This window comes from Chryseobacterium taeanense, from assembly GCF_900099685.1.
Taxonomy (GTDB): Bacteria; Bacteroidota; Bacteroidia; order Flavobacteriales; family Weeksellaceae; genus Chryseobacterium; species Chryseobacterium taeanense.
In genome coordinates this window covers 1-15261 of the sequence record NZ_FNDW01000002.1, presented here as the reverse complement: position 1 = coordinate 15261, position 15261 = coordinate 1, and the positions used below count along the sequence as shown (strand labels likewise).

The 15261-nt window shown below is 35.8% G+C and carries 11 protein-coding genes; 3 read left to right on the top strand and 8 right to left on the bottom strand.

The annotated features are described in order from the left end of the window. The first annotated feature begins 48 nt into the window (after positions 1-48). Together BLR30_RS03210 and BLR30_RS03205 are read left to right on the top strand one after the other, a co-directional pair. Complete coding sequence (locus tag BLR30_RS03210) at positions 49-645, top strand: master DNA invertase Mpi family serine-type recombinase (RefSeq protein ID WP_027383975.1); 597 nt, start codon at positions 49-51, stop codon at positions 643-645. A gap of 865 nt (positions 646-1510) precedes the next feature. Next, the gene (locus BLR30_RS03205; protein ID WP_089854694.1) at positions 1511-2920 is read left to right on the top strand and encodes an MBL fold metallo-hydrolase; all 1410 of its coding nucleotides are present in this window, start codon (positions 1511-1513) and stop codon (positions 2918-2920) included. 85 nt (positions 2921-3005) lie between these two features. Here BLR30_RS03205 and carB read toward each other — a convergent pair whose 3' ends face one another. From carB to BLR30_RS03190, 3 genes are all read right to left on the bottom strand, one after another. Further along, entirely contained in the window at positions 3006-6188 is a 3183-nt protein-coding gene (carB, locus tag BLR30_RS03200) for a carbamoyl-phosphate synthase large subunit (protein WP_089854691.1), read from the bottom strand. A gap of 162 nt (positions 6189-6350) precedes the next feature. Further along, positions 6351-7424, bottom strand: a complete 1074-nt coding sequence (locus BLR30_RS03195) for a carbamoyl phosphate synthase small subunit (RefSeq protein ID WP_089854688.1) — start codon at positions 7422-7424, stop codon at positions 6351-6353. Between the two features lie 181 nt (positions 7425-7605). Next, positions 7606-8496, bottom strand: a complete 891-nt coding sequence (locus tag BLR30_RS03190) for an aspartate carbamoyltransferase catalytic subunit (RefSeq protein ID WP_089854685.1) — start codon at positions 8494-8496, stop codon at positions 7606-7608. A gap of 242 nt (positions 8497-8738) precedes the next feature. On the opposite strand from BLR30_RS03190, the gene BLR30_RS03185 reads away from it, so the two are divergent. Further along, positions 8739-9200 (top strand): Lrp/AsnC family transcriptional regulator, encoded by a 462-nt coding sequence (locus tag BLR30_RS03185; protein WP_089854681.1) that lies wholly within the window; start codon positions 8739-8741, stop codon positions 9198-9200. Between the two features lie 147 nt (positions 9201-9347). On the opposite strand, the gene argH is transcribed toward BLR30_RS03185, so the two are convergent. The 5 genes from argH to BLR30_RS03160 all read right to left on the bottom strand — a co-directional run bounded on the left by argH (position 9348) and on the right by BLR30_RS03160 (position 15087). Beyond that, a complete protein-coding gene (argH, locus tag BLR30_RS03180) occupies positions 9348-10652 on the bottom strand; it encodes an argininosuccinate lyase (RefSeq protein WP_089854678.1) in 1305 nt (434 codons plus the stop codon). A gap of 265 nt (positions 10653-10917) precedes the next feature. Next, positions 10918-12000: a M20 family metallo-hydrolase gene (locus BLR30_RS03175; protein ID WP_089854675.1), complete on the bottom strand. Its 1083-nt coding sequence runs from the start codon at positions 11998-12000 to the stop codon at positions 10918-10920. Next, positions 11975-12769 carry an acetylglutamate kinase gene (gene argB, locus BLR30_RS03170; RefSeq protein WP_089854672.1) on the bottom strand — a complete coding sequence of 265 codons (795 nt, stop codon included), beginning with the start codon at positions 12767-12769 and terminating at the stop codon, positions 11975-11977. The genes BLR30_RS03175 and argB overlap by 26 nt, the downstream gene beginning before the upstream one ends. Positions 12770-12826: 57 nt before the next feature. Beyond that, the gene (locus BLR30_RS03165; protein WP_089854669.1) at positions 12827-13786 is read right to left on the bottom strand and encodes an N-acetylornithine carbamoyltransferase; all 960 of its coding nucleotides are present in this window, start codon (positions 13784-13786) and stop codon (positions 12827-12829) included. 161 nt (positions 13787-13947) lie between these two features. Next, a complete protein-coding gene (locus BLR30_RS03160; RefSeq protein ID WP_089854666.1) occupies positions 13948-15087 on the bottom strand; it encodes an aspartate aminotransferase family protein in 1140 nt (379 codons plus the stop codon). Positions 15088-15261: the final 174 nt, after the last annotated feature.

Sequence of the window (15261 nt, the reverse complement as noted above, 5' to 3'; positions counted from 1 at the left end):
TTATAATATATTTTATACCATTATTGTATAAAATTTTAAACGAAAGAAATGATTTACGGATACATCAGAGTAAGCACAGACAAACAAACAGTAGAAAATCAAAGATTTGAAATCAATCATTTTTGTGACAAGCAACAAATTGTGGTAAACAAATGGATTGAAGAAACTATTTCAGGAGCAAAGAATGTTGATGACAGAAAATTAGGAAAACTTTTAAAAAAAATGAAAAAAGGAGATGTTTTAATTTGCTCAGAATTATCCAGGCTTGGAAGAAATCTTCTGATGATTATGGGTGTACTTAATGAATGTATGAATCGTGATATTCAAGTTTGGACCATTAAAGACAATTATCGCTTAGGAAGTGATATTAATTCTAAAGTATTAGCATTTGCATTTGGTTTATCAGCCGAAATTGAAAGAAACCTTATATCCCAAAGAACTAAAGAAGCATTAGCTCGGAAAAGAGCAGAAGGTGTAATTTTAGGCCGTCCTGTGGGTAGTAAATCTTCTAAGACAAAATTAACTGGTCAGGAAAAGAAGATTCAAGAATTGATTGAAAAAAAAGTTTCATATTCTGCAATAGGTAGGATTTTAGGTGTACATAGATTAACCGTTTCTAGTTTTGTAAAAGAAAGAATGAACTAATTACAACTACAAATTAAAATAAAAAACAGAAACCAAAGGTAATTCGCTACCAAGCCCAATAGCTAAATTCTGTCAAGGTCAAGCCCTCCGGATTTTCAGAAAAACTTTTTACATATAAAAATCTACGTAAAAACTTTTTCCAAAAAACCTTGACAGAATGCCAAGCTCATTTTCAAAAGGCTTTCTTTTTTTCTTTTTTTTAAATTTTTTTTATCTTCGTTTTCTTTTAGAAATATTTCAACTGAGAAAATTCAGGCGCTAAGAGAAGGATTAAATTCTGGCCTTAAACTTTAAAAAACCTGTTCAAAATTTGACCTTTTTACTTGCAGATTTGAGCAGAAATTTTTAGTTTTACTACGTAAAATTTAAATTAGGATTTTACCAATTTTTTGCAAATGTCCTATTTGAGGCCATTCACAGAGATGCTACAGCGAAAATCTTATCCATAAAGCGATGAGGATTGGGCACAAAATCCCTCACTCTCCGCCAGGTTAGAAACCAAAATAAGCTAAAACGCTGTAAACATAAATGTTTACAGCGTTTTTTGTTTTAGCGCAAATATCAAAACATATCACTATTTTAATAACCTTTCGAGTCACTTCTCCAAAAAATGAGAAAGATGGCAATAGAATTCCCATTGTTTATGACTTATTTATATCATATCCTCAGTGTAAAAATAACAATTCTTAAATTATATTTACTCGGCTTAAACACTGATAAAGCAAAAGCAAACAGAATCACAAAATAATTAATGAAATTATCAATACTATTAAATATCATGCAAATGATTTCAATATATTTTCAGTTTGATGATGTTTATCATTTTAATTTCCATTAAAAATCAATATTTTTAATGAAAAATTAAATGAAAATAGAACAAATTTATACCGGGTGTCTTTCTCATGCTGCTTATTTTTTAGAAAGTAATGGAGAAGTGGCTATATTTGATCCGCTTCGTGATGTAGATTCTTATATATCAATGGCTGATGCGAATCATGCCAAAATCAAGTACATTTTTGAAACCCACTTTCATGCCGATTTTGTAAGCGGACATCTTGAATTAAAAGAAAAAACAGGAGCAGAAATTATTTTAGGCCCTACAGCAAAACCTTCATATGAAGCTGTCATAGCAAAAGACGGCGATTTTTTCAAAGTAGGTAAATGCATGGTAAAAGCCATCCATACCCCGGGTCACACAATGGAAAGCACCTCTTATCTGATCTTTGACGAAAACGGAAATCAACACTCTATTATGACAGGTGACACCCTATTCATTGGAGATGTGGGACGGCCAGACCTTGCTCAGCATGTGAACAGTGACCTTACTCAGGATAAACTGGCAAGATTACTATTTCATTCATTGAGAGAAAAAATAATGCCTCTTGAAGATCATCTCATTGTATATCCTAATCATGGAGCAGGAAGTGCCTGCGGCAAGATGATGAGCAAAGAAACTACCGATACGTTGGGACATCAGAAGGAGACAAATTATGCATTGAGGAAAGATATGACTGAAGATGAATTTGTAACCGAATTGCTATCCGGATTAACTGATCCACCGAAATATTTCCCTAAAAATGTTTTACTGAATATCAATGGTTATAATACACTTGATTCTGTTTTAAAACAGGCAAGAAAACCATTTAATCCTGATGATTTTGAAAAAACTGCTGAAACGGATGTCGTAATTTTGGACACTCGGGATGCTTCTGCATTTTCAAAAGGTTTTATCCCTAACAGCATCAACGTTGGACTCGACGGCCATTTTGCAAACTGGGTTGGAGAAATTGTAACCGATATTAATCAGAAAATCATATTGGTTACTGATCCTGGAAGAGAAGAGGAAAGCATGATAAGACTTTCCAGGGTTGGCTATGACAATACAATCGGATATCTGGAAGGTGGTTTTGAGTCCTGGAAAAATTCAGGAAAAAAGTTTGAAACTGTAGACAGAATCACGGCTTTGGAATTTGAAGAAAATTATGATGTGAATTTACCTGTTTTCGATGTAAGAAAAAATAGTGAATTTGAATCTGAACACCTCGTCGATGCGATTAATATTCCATTAAATAAAATGAGCCTTCATCTGGAAACTTTCCCAAAAGACAAACCATTTTTTATACACTGTGCCGGAGGTTACAGAAGTATGATTGCTGCTTCAATCCTTAAACAAAATGGGTTCAACAATTTTAAGGAAATAGCCGGCGGCTTTTCTGAGATAAAGAAAACCAATATTCCAAAAACCAGCTATCAGGAACAAAAGACCTTTTTATAGATTCTTTTTAAATGACAAGCATTTAATTGACAACCACAAAGCCTCGCAAGAAAACTTACGAGGCTTATATATTTTAAGGCTGAAACTACATCGTTTCCATTTTGAAACTCATGCTTTCAATTACTTTTAGAATTGCTTCAACCGTATCCATTGATGTTAAACAAGGAACACCGTTTTCCACACTCATTCTTCTGATCTGGAAGCCGTCTCTTTCAGCTTGTTTTCCTTTTGTCGTCGTGTTTACAACATACTGAACTTTTCCTTTCTGAATAAGGTCGATTAAATTTACACTCTCCTCCCCTATTTTGTATCCTATTTTACAAGGAATTCCCTTTTCTCCAAAGAATTTAGCAGTACCTTCCGTTGCCCAGATTCTGAAGCCAACTTCATGGAATCTCGCTGCCAGATCTGCTGCTTCCTCCTTATGTTTATCGGCTACCGTAAACAAAATTGAGCCATGCATCGGAACTTTTCTTCCGGCTGCTACCAATCCTTTATATAACGCTTTTTCTAAGGTTGTATCTTTCCCCATTACTTCTCCTGTAGACTTCATTTCAGGGCCTAAAGAGATGTCCACTTTCGTTAGTTTTGAGAAAGAGAAGACCGGAACTTTTACGAAAACACCTTCTTTATTCGGAACCAATCCGCTTTCGTAGCCTAAGTCTTTCAGTTTCTGACCTAAAATTGCTTTTGTAGCTAAATTTGCCATCGGAACATCCGTAATTTTAGACAAGAAAGGAACAGTTCTGGATGAACGCGGATTTACCTCGATTACATACACATTTCCTTCAAAAAGAACATATTGGATGTTCATTAATCCTACAACATTTAATCCTTTTGCAAGCCTTTTCGTATAATCTACCAGGGTATCAATTTCGCTTTGTGAAACATTCTGAGGAGGATATACCGCGATAGAGTCTCCGGAGTGAACTCCCGCTCTTTCGATATGCTCCATAATTCCAGGAATAACTACCGTTTCTCCGTCGCAGATGGCATCTACTTCAACTTCTTTTCCGACCATATATTTGTCGACCAAAACCGGATGCTCAGGACTTGCTTCTACCGCAAATTCCATGTAATGTGCAAGTTCACTTTCTGTGTACACAATTTCCATGGCTCTACCTCCTAACACGTAACTCGGACGAACCAATACCGGATAACCAATTTCGTTGGCAATTTTTATTGCTTCTTCTTTTGAAGTGGAAGTTTTTCCTAAAGGCTGCGGAATCTGCATTTCCTGAAGCGCTTTTTCAAACTTATCTCTATTTTCGGCTCGGTCAAGATCTTCAAGAGATGTTCCTAAGATCTGAACTCCATGAGAAGCCAATTTATCTGCTAAGTTGATGGCTGTTTGACCTCCAAACTGTACCACAACACCTTTTGGTTTTTCCAATTCGATGATGTTCATTACATCTTCTTCCGTCAAAGGCTCGAAGTATAATTTATCTGAAATGGAGAAGTCTGTAGAAACCGTTTCAGGGTTGTTGTTGATGATGATTGCTTCGTAGCCCATTTCTTTGATCGCCCAAACTGAATGAACCGTCGCGTAATCAAATTCAACACCCTGCCCGATTCTGATCGGTCCTGAACCAAGAACAATGATTTTTTCTTTATCCGAAACTACACTTTCGTTTTCTTCTTCGTACGTTCCGTAGAAATATGGCGTTTCAGATTCGAATTCTGCGGCACAGGTATCAACCATTTTGTAAACCGGCATTATTCCGTTTTCTTTTCTGAAATTGAAAACTTCTCTTTGTGTAACATCCCAAAGCACAGCAATATTCAAATCTGCAAAGCCCAGTTTTTTAGCTTCTAAAAGAATTTCTTTGTTGAATTTATTTTCAGCAATCGTTTTTTCAAAGTCAATTAATTTTTTGATTTTCCAGATGAAGAATTTGTCGATTTTGCTCCATTCTACGATCTGTTCCCAGTCGTAACCTTTTCTTAATGCGTCACCGATGATGAATAATCGTTCGTCATCACAAACTCTGATTCTCCTTTCGATTTCTTCAGCCGTTAAAGCTGCAGCCTGTTTTGTTTTTAAGCCGATATGTCTAATTCCGGTTTCCAAAGAACGGATCGCTTTTTGTAAAGACTCTTCGAAGTTTCTTCCAATCGCCATTACCTCACCCGTCGCTTTCATCTGGGTTGATAATCTTCTGTCTGCTGTTTCGAATTTATCGAATGGGAATCTTGGGAATTTAGTAACTACATAATCCAAGGCCGGCTCGAAACAAGCGTATGTTTTCCCTGTAACCGGATTCATGATTTCGTCAAGCGTTAAACCTACCGCAATTTTTGCAGCGATTTTTGCAATTGGATAGCCTGTTGCTTTTGATGCTAAAGCTGAGGAACGGGAAACTCTCGGGTTTACCTCGATGATATAATAATTGAATGAATGCGGGTCTAATGCCAGCTGCACGTTACATCCACCTTCAATTCCTAGTGCTCTGATGATTTTTAGTGAAGCATTTCTCAACAGCTGATATTCTCTATCTGAAAGGGTTTGAGAAGGTGCCACAACGATTGAATCTCCTGTGTGAACTCCAACCGGATCTATATTTTCCATGTTACAAACCACGATCGCATTGTCGTTTGCATCACGCATTACTTCGTATTCAATTTCCTTGAAACCTGCGATTGATCTTTCAATCAAACATTGTGTAACCGGGCTGTGTTTTAATCCTAATTCTGCGATTTCTTTCAGTTCGGTTTCGTTAGAAGCGATACCTCCTCCTGTTCCACCCATGGTGAAGGCAGGACGAACAATCACAGGATAACCGATTTCATCAGCAAATTTTAAAGCACCTTCTACCGTATTTACGATGTCAGATTCCGGAACCGGCTCGTTCAATTCTCTCATCAACTCACGGAATAGATCTCTGTCTTCCGCTCTGTTGATCGCTGAAAGCTTTGTTCCCAAAACCTCAACTTTACATTCTTCAAGAATACCTGATTTTTCCAATTCTACCGCCATATTCAGTCCGGTTTGCCCACCAAGCGTTGGTAAAAGCGCATCCGGACGCTCTTTTCTGATGATATGACTTACAAACTGAAGTGAAATCGGCTCTATGTAAACTTTATCTGCGATTTCCACATCCGTCATAATCGTTGCAGGATTCGAGTTAATCAAAATTACCTTGTAGCCTTCTTCTTTCAAAGACAGGCAAGCCTGTGTTCCCGCGTAATCAAATTCCGCTGCCTGACCAATAATGATTGGTCCTGAACCGATTACTAAAATTGTTTTTATATCTGTACGTTTTGCCATTTCTAAGTTAGATGTTAGATGCTAGAAGTTAGACTTTAGCACTGTTTTTTATTTAGATTTAATTTTAAAACTTGTCATTCCGAGGAATCGAGGAACCTCTTTTTTAATTATTGAGATTCTTCACTTCGCTATCGCTTCATTCAGAATGACAAACTGAATATTTTACTTTTTAAAGTTTTCCATTAATTCAATGAAATCATCGAATAAGTAATTCGCATCTTCCGGACCTGGACTTGCTTCCGGGTGATACTGAACGGAAAAACAAGGGTGAATTTTGTGTTTAAGACCTTCGTTTGTTCTATCGTTCAATGCGATATGTGTTTCAATTAAATCTGTATTTTTTAAGCTTTCCTGGTCTACAGCGTAACCATGGTTTTGGGAAGTAATCGCTACTTTATTTTTTTCTAAATCTAACACCGGATGGTTTCCGCCTCTGTGTCCGAATTTTAATTTGAACGTTTTCGCTCCACAAGCCAAACCAATTAATTGGTGTCCTAAGCAAATTCCGAAGATTGGGACTTTTCCTAGAATTCCGCGGATCATTTCCAGTGCCTGTTGGTTATCTTCCGGATCCCCGGGACCGTTTGATAGCATTACTCCGTCAGGATCCATCAGTAAAATTTCCTCAGCCGTTACATCCTGAGAAACTACTGTGATGTCACAGTTTCTTTGAGATAACTCTCTGATAATTCCTAATTTAGAACCAAAATCCACAAGCACCACTTTGAAACCTCTTCCCGGATTTGCATACGGTGTTTTTGTTGAAACCTGCTCTACCTGGTTTGTAGGAAAAGTTGTGTTTTTTAATTCTGCAACAACTTCATTTTCATCGGCATCAGCGTTTACGATTTTTCCTTTCACAACTCCGTGGTTACGAAGAATTCTTGTCAGTCTTCTCGTGTCGATTCCTGAAATTCCTGAAAGGTTTTTCTTTTTAAATAATTCGTCTAACGTAATCTGAGTACGGAAATTGGATGGCAGATCGCAAAGTTCTTTAACGATAAGACCTTTAATTGCCGGCTCAATACTCTCATAATCATCTCTATTAATCCCATAGTTTCCGATAAGCGGATAGGTCATACACACAATCTGACCGCAATAAGACGGGTCGGAAATAAGCTCCTGATACCCTGTCATTCCGGTATTGAAAACTACTTCTCCTGCTGTTTCCAATTCTGCTCCGAAACCTTCTCCATGAAATACTTCACCGGACTCCAGTATTAATTTTTTCTTCATTTTTAACTTTTATCTCTTATTATTTATTTTCTACTTTATTTAAAAAACACCCCGTCAAAAATTCTTTGAATTTTCGCCACCCCTCCAAAGGAGGGGAATTCACCCGTGGCTATTGATAGGTCGCCCTTCTGGGGCTCATCACTAACTTTTACCTTTAACCTGGTTCCTTTACCTTGGGCTCTTATTTAAAGGTATATCCCTCTTTCTCCAAAGCTTCTTTTAAAATCGCCATTCTTGCGAAAACACCGTTCTGCATTTGTCTGAATATTCTGGAACGCTCACATTCCACCAGCTCAGAATCAATTTCAACTCCTCTGTTGATCGGAGCCGGATGCATGATAATCGCTTCTTTTTTCATCGCTTTTTCCCTTTCTTTGGTCAAACCGTATTTTCTATGGTATTCCGAAGGAGAAAAGCTCATTTTAGAGTCGTGTCTTTCGTGCTGAATCCTTAGTAGCATCAGAACATCAACTTCGTGAATCATTTCATCTACACTCAGGTATGTTCCGTTGATTAATGCACCTTCATCAAACCATTGTTCCGGACCGGAGAAATACACTTTTGCACCTAATCTTCTCAACGCTTCGGCATTGGAATTAGCGACGCGACTGTGTTTTACATCTCCTACGATTCCGACTTTTAAACCTTCAAACTTTCCGAATTCCTGATAAATTGTCATTAAATCGAGCATACATTGAGACGGATGGTTACCTGTACCGTCTCCTCCATTGATTACAGGAATTTTAATATTTTTTAATTCCTCAAAATATCTGTCTTTTTTATCTCTGATTACAACAAGGTTTATTCCCAAACTTTCAATGGTTTTTACTGTATCGTACAAACTTTCGCCTTTGTTTACTGAACTATTGGATGCATCAAAAGGAACTATCTGCAATCCCAATTTTCTTTCAGCAATATCAAAACTTGTTTTTGTTCTTGTACTGTCTTCAAAGAAAAGGTTTGAGCAAAAAACCTCGCCTTCAATTCTGGCAGTTTTACCTTCCGAAAAAGCTAATGCTTCCTGTACTATACGGTTAATTCTCTCGGTGCTTAGTTCTGTAATCGTAAACATAATATTTTAAATTTTTTACAAAAAAAAAGCGAAGAAAATATCTTCGCTTAAAATAAATAAATATCGTAAAGGGCGCTATCGCCCGGTAATTCTAATGATATAAATACTGTGTTATTCATTAGGTGCAAAGATACAACAATTCTGTAAAATGACAAAAACAAAATTCGATTTAACTAAAAAAAATTATTATTTCTTTATTTTCATTTTTAAATATTTATTTTTGTTTCAAACTCAAGTTTGTTATGGATTTAAAAGATAAAATGATTCTCAGCATTATTCAGGAAGACTCAACATATTCTGTAAAAGAAATTTCAGAAAAGATCGGTCTTACTTTTACTCCGACGTACGAACGCATCAAGCAACTGGAGAAACAGGGCATCATTGAGAAATATGTCGGACTTTTAAACCGTGAAAAACTGGGTTTAAATATTGTCGTTTACTGTAATGTAAGACTGAAAGAGCAATCCAAAAAAGTATTAGAAACTTTTGAGAAAAATATCATGCAGTATGATGAAGTGCAAGAAATTATCAGTCTTTCCGGCGAATACGATTATATGTTGAAAATCATTGCGAAAGACATTAATTCTTACAATGAGTTCACTGTTAATGTGATTTCAAACATTCCTAACATCGGGCAGTATCACAGTTCTATCGTGCTTCATGAGGTGAAGAAGTCTACAAAGTTTAAGATTGATTTGGATTAAAATTAAATTGAACCATTAAGGTTTTTATTTAAGGAGTTAAGAATATTTAAGATTCGAAAGCGAATTATAAAACAGTAATTAAAATCTATAGATTTTTCTTAATTAAGCTTAACTTCTTAATAGAAATCTTAATGGTTTAAAATAAAATCAACCCAATAATTTATTTTTCAGCTTATTAAACTGATATTCTATTTTATCCAAGCACAGATTTCCAATACTTCCCTGGTGCGTATGATCTAAGTTTCCGATTTCAAAATCAAACTCACCGTTTTCAATCTCCTGTCCTACCTTTATATATGCATCACGGAATGAACTTCCGTTTTTCACTTCTTCATTTATTTTCTCGACACTGAAAAGATATTTGTACTTTTCATCCTCCAAAATTCCGTCTTTCACCTGAATGTTTGGTAAGGTATAATTTAAAATCTCCAGACATTCTTTTAATGAATCAATTGCCGGAAAAAGAATTTCCTTCGTTAATTGCATATCACGGTGATAGCCTGACGGAAGATTATTCGTCAATAAAATAAATTCATTCGGTAACGACTGAATCCTGTTGCAACGTGCACGAACAAGCTCAAAAATATCCGGATTTTTCTTATGAGGCATAATACTGCTCCCTGTCGTAAATTCTTTAGGAAAACTGATAAAATCAAAATTCTGACTTAAATACAGACAAACATCATAAGAAAACTTGCTTAAAGTTCCCGCCAAAGTCGCCATAGCCATCGACAACATTTTCTCAGACTTTCCACGCGTCATTTGAGCATATACGGAATTATAATTCATCGATTGAAAACCTAAATTATAGGTTGTACTCTCACGATCAATCGGGAAAGATGAACCATAACCTGCCGCCGAACCTAGTGGATTTTTATTAATGATATTCTTAACGGAAAATAACATTTCGATATCGTCAAGCAACGCTTCTGCATACGCTCCAAACCATAATCCGAATGATGATGGCATTGCAATCTGTAAATGCGTATATCCGGGAAGAAGAATATTTTTATGTTGTTCCGCCAATTTGATTAATATCTGAAAAAACTCGTCCGTCAAAGCTGTAATTTCACGGATTTCATCCAATAAATACAATTTAATATCCAATAAAACCTGATCGTTTCTGGAACGCGCCGTATGAATTTTCTTTCCTGTATCACCTAATTTTTCAATCAAAACAGATTCTATCTGTGAATGAATATCTTCCGCATTTTTATCGATTTTAAAAGTTTCGTTTTCGATTTCTTCTAAAATCCCAGCTAAAACTGACAACATCTGTTCAGATTCTTCATTGGAAATAATACCGACTTCTGCCAGCATTTTACAGTGCGCCATGGAACCTTTGACATCGTATTTTGCCAGGCGTTCATCAAAGTCAAGATCTTTTCCGACTGTGAATGTATTGACTAATATATTGGTGGCATTATCGTCTTTTTGCCATATTTTTTTCATAAAATTCTTTTTTTTATTGGAAGATGGAAGCTGGGTGATCGAAGTTTGCTACCAACCGCTTTATCTGCCTTTTTTATTTAATTTTAAAATCTAACTTTGTCATTTCGACAAAGGAGGAATCTCTTTTTAAATTACTAGAGATTCTTCAATCCACTTCGTTTCTTTCAGAATGACAATACCAAAACTTTTATTATGAAAATCAGTTTCTAATGAAAAACTTCATAAATTTCCATCATCCCTCATCCCTCATCCATCTTCCAGCCTATTATAAAACCTTCTCCAAAATTTTGATATAAATCTCAATTCCTTCAGCGATTTCTTCGATGAAAATAAATTCATCGGCCGTATGAGAGCGCCTGCTGTCTCCCGGACCGAGCTTCACAGAGGTACAAGGAATTATTGCCTGATCGGATGACGTTGGTGAACCATACGTTGTCCTTCCGATTTCAAGACCTGCCTGTACAAATGGATGATCCATTTCAATTTTTGAAGAATTTAATCTGAAAGATCTCGCTGTCAAGGTTGATTTCATCTGCGATTGGATGATTTCAAATGCTTCTTTATTGGAATATTCATCGGTAACTCTTACGTCTAATGTAAAACTGCAAGATTCCGGAACGACATTGTGCTGAACTCCTGCGTGAATTCCCGAAAGCGTAACTTTAACCTCACCCAAATAATTCGAAACTTTTGGAAATTTAAAGCTTAAAATATGCTGTAAATCTTCCATACATTTCACAATAGAATTATCGTTGTTCGGATGAGCAGCGTGGGAAGGCGTTCCTTTCATTTCGCCGTCGATTACCAACAATCCTTTTTCAGCAATTGCTAAATTCATTTTCGTGGGTTCTCCTACAATGGCAAGTTCTATATTGGGAAGCTGCGGAAACAGAGCTTCAATTCCGTCAAAACCTGAAATTTCCTCTTCTGCCGTTAATGCAATAATTAAATTATATTTTAAATCTTCTTTCTCAAAAAAATGTAAAAAAACCTGCGCCATCGAAACCAGAGAAGCTCCCGCATCATTGCTTCCCAATCCGAATAATTTTCCGTCTTTTTCGATGGGTAAAAACGGGTCTAAAGTGTACGCTTTATTCGGTTTTACGGTATCATGATGCGTATTCAGCAAAATTGACGGTTTGAAAACATCAAAATTTTTATTCACCGCCCAAATGTTATTTTTAAAACGTTTTGTCGGAATCTGATGTTTTTTAAAAAAAATTTCAATTTCCACCGACGTATTAAATTCATCTTTGCTGAATGAAGGAATTTCAATCAGTTTTTTCAAAAGCTCAACAGCATTACCCAATAATTCTTCTTTACTATAAACAGATTTCAGTTCCTTCATGATGGTTTTTGATATGTTTTTTCAGTTCGGTTTCTTTGATTAAGAATACCTTATTTACGTTGTTTTTCACTGCTCCAAGAGCATTTTCCAGTTTGGGAAGAATTCCTTTGTGAAGTTTTCCTTCATTTTTCAAAGTCGAAAATTCTTCTTCAGAAATATTTTTAATAACAGATTTGGGATCATCAACATCTTCCAACACCCCTTCTTTATCGAAGCAATACAATAATTCCACATCATATTTTACCGATAAAGCCTGGGCGATTACTGAGGCAATCGTGTCTGCATTTGTATTGAATAAATGTCCTTTTTTATCGTGGGTAATCGCAGAAAATACAGGAACAAGTTCCAGTTTAAGCAATTTTGAAATCAGTTTTTTATTCACGCTTTTTTCAGTAATATCACCTACAAAACCAAAATCTATTTCTGCATCTTCTCGTTTTGTTGCTTTAATTAAATTGGCATCGGCTCCCGAAAAACCTATTGCTTTACACTTCTTCTGCTGAAGTTTCGCTACAATATTTTTATTGATTCCTCCCGCATAGACCATTGCTACAATATCCAGCGTATCTTTATCCGTAATTCTCCGTCCGTTAATCAGTTTTTGCTCAATTCCAAGTTTATCCGCCAGAGTTGTCGCCAATTTTCCACCGCCATGTACAAGAATTTTCTTTTCCTGAATTTCAGAAAACTGCTCCAGAAATTGTTCTAATAATTCTTCATCATCAATTAATGCTCCGCCAATTTTTATGATGTATAATTTATTTTTCATTTTTATACATTTTTGATTGTTAAACCTCATAGGTTTTTGAAACCTATGAGGTTTGATTTATTTAGAATTCAATTCATCCAAAATCTCCGAAAAAACTGCCTGCGCAGAGAAAATCCGGTTTTTTGCCTGTTGGTAAATGATTGAGTTTTCGCCATCCATCACCTCATCGCTCAATTCAACATTTCTACGAACCGGAAGACAGTGCATTACTTTTGCCTGATTGGTATTTTCCAATTTTTCGTTCGTCAACATCCAATTTTCTTTTACTTCCGGCATTGCTGCATAGTCATCAAAAGACGACCAGTTTTTGACATAAATAAAATCAGCATCTTTCAACGCTTCATCCTGATTATGAATTACTTTTACATCTTTTGTAAAGTTTTTATCCAAATCATAACCTTCCGGATTTGTAATGACAAAATCGACATCCATTTCCTGCATCCATTCTGCAAAAGAATTTCCTACCGCATGAGCAATCGGTTTGATGTGAGGAGCCCAGGTTAAAACAACTTTGGGTTTACGTTCTTCGTGGCAGTTTTCAGTAATTGTAATACAATCGGCCAAACTTTGCAAAGGGTGACGTGTCGCAGATTCTAATGAAATTACCGGAACTTTTGCGTGCTGTTCAAACTGGCTTAAAATGCTTTCATTCACATCTTCTTCTTTACTTTTCATTCCTGCAAAACAACGGACCGCAATGATATCACAATATTGATTTAATACTTCAATGGCATCTTTGATATGTTCAACCGTATCGCCGTTCATTACTGCACCGTCTGCAAATTCCAGATTCCAGGCTTCCTGAGCGGCATTTAATGTCAAAACATTTAAACCTAAATTTTGCGCTGCGATCTGGCTGCTTAAACGTGTTCTTAAACTTGAATTTAAAAATACCAGTCCTATTGTTTTTCCTTTTCCTTTACTTGATTCCGAAAGAGGATTTTCTTTAATTCGTAACGCTTTTTTTATAATTTCCTGTAAATTTTTAATGTCATTTACAGTGGTGAATTTTTTCATTTTTTGAATTGATTTTAAAGATTTTTTATCTTACATATTATTGTCATTCTGACGAAGGAAGAATCTCAACTTTCCCTTAGAAATTCTTCATTACACTTCTGAACTTCGTTCGTAAACTTTTCGTTTATGTTAGGAATGACAGAATGCAGAATTTTTACATTTTAAATATTCTCCAATACTTTTTTCAAAGCATTAATAAAAATATCAGTTTCTTCTTTTTTAATGGTAAGTGCAGGAAGAATCCTCAACACCGCCTTATCATTAGAGTTTCCTGTGAAAATATGATGATCGTACAACAGGCTGCTCCTGACTTCCGCGCAATCCCTGTCAAGTTCAATTCCAATCATCAGCCCTTTCCTTCGGATCGTTTTAATATGTGGAAAATCTTTAATTTCATTTTCAATATAAGCACCCATTTCCTGAGCATTTTTGATAAGATTTTCATCTTTCATCACATCCAATACTGCAATTGCCGCAACACAAGCCAGGTGATTTCCTCCAAAAGTGGTTCCCAACAGACCGTTGCTTGCCTGAAACTTCGGATGAATCAAAACGCCACCAATCGGAAAACCATTTCCCATTCCTTTTGCCGTGGTGATGATATCTGCTTCAATTCCAAATTCCTGATGCGCAAAGAAATAACCGCTCCTTCCGTATCCTGACTGAACTTCATCCAAAATCAAAACAGTATTATACTTTTCGCATAGTTCTTTGATTTTAGTTAAAAACTCAACGGTTGGAATCATAATTCCGCCAACGCCTTGAATTCCTTCGATAATAACAGATGAAATTTCACTTCCCTGCTTTTCAAAAATTGCTTCAAGCTGTTCGATATTATTCCATTTAGATTTAATAAATCTTTCGTCATAGTTTACCGGAGCAACGATTTTCGGATTATCCGTTACCGCAACTACCGCCGAAGTTCTTCCATGAAACGAACCTGAAAAATAAAGTACTTTGCTTTTTCCGTTGTGAAAAGAAGCCAGTTTCAAAGCATTTTCGTTCGCTTCAGCTCCTGAATTACATAGAAACAAATTATAATCTTCCAAACCTGAAAGTGTTCCCAGTTTTTCAGCCAGTTCAGTTTGCAATTCATTCTGAACCGAGTTTGAATAGAAAGAAATTTTATCTAACTGTTCTTTTAATTTGTTTTGATAATGCGGATGATTGTGTCCGATGGAAATCACGGCGTGACCTCCGTAAAAATCAAGGTATTTTTCTCCTTTGTCATCCCAAAGAAATGATCCCTGAGCTTTTATTGGATTTATGTTGAATAATGGATATACGTTGAATAAATTCATCTTAGTTGATTGTTTTTTTGTTGATAGTTGCTTGTTTTAAATAACTATCTTCTTTAATTAATTTCTTTTGTCTTGAAATAAAAGGTACTGTGTTAATATGCAAATTATTTTTTAAATTTGTTTAAACTATTTTAGGGGAAAGCTATTATTTATCCCGTTCAGACAGGCGAAACC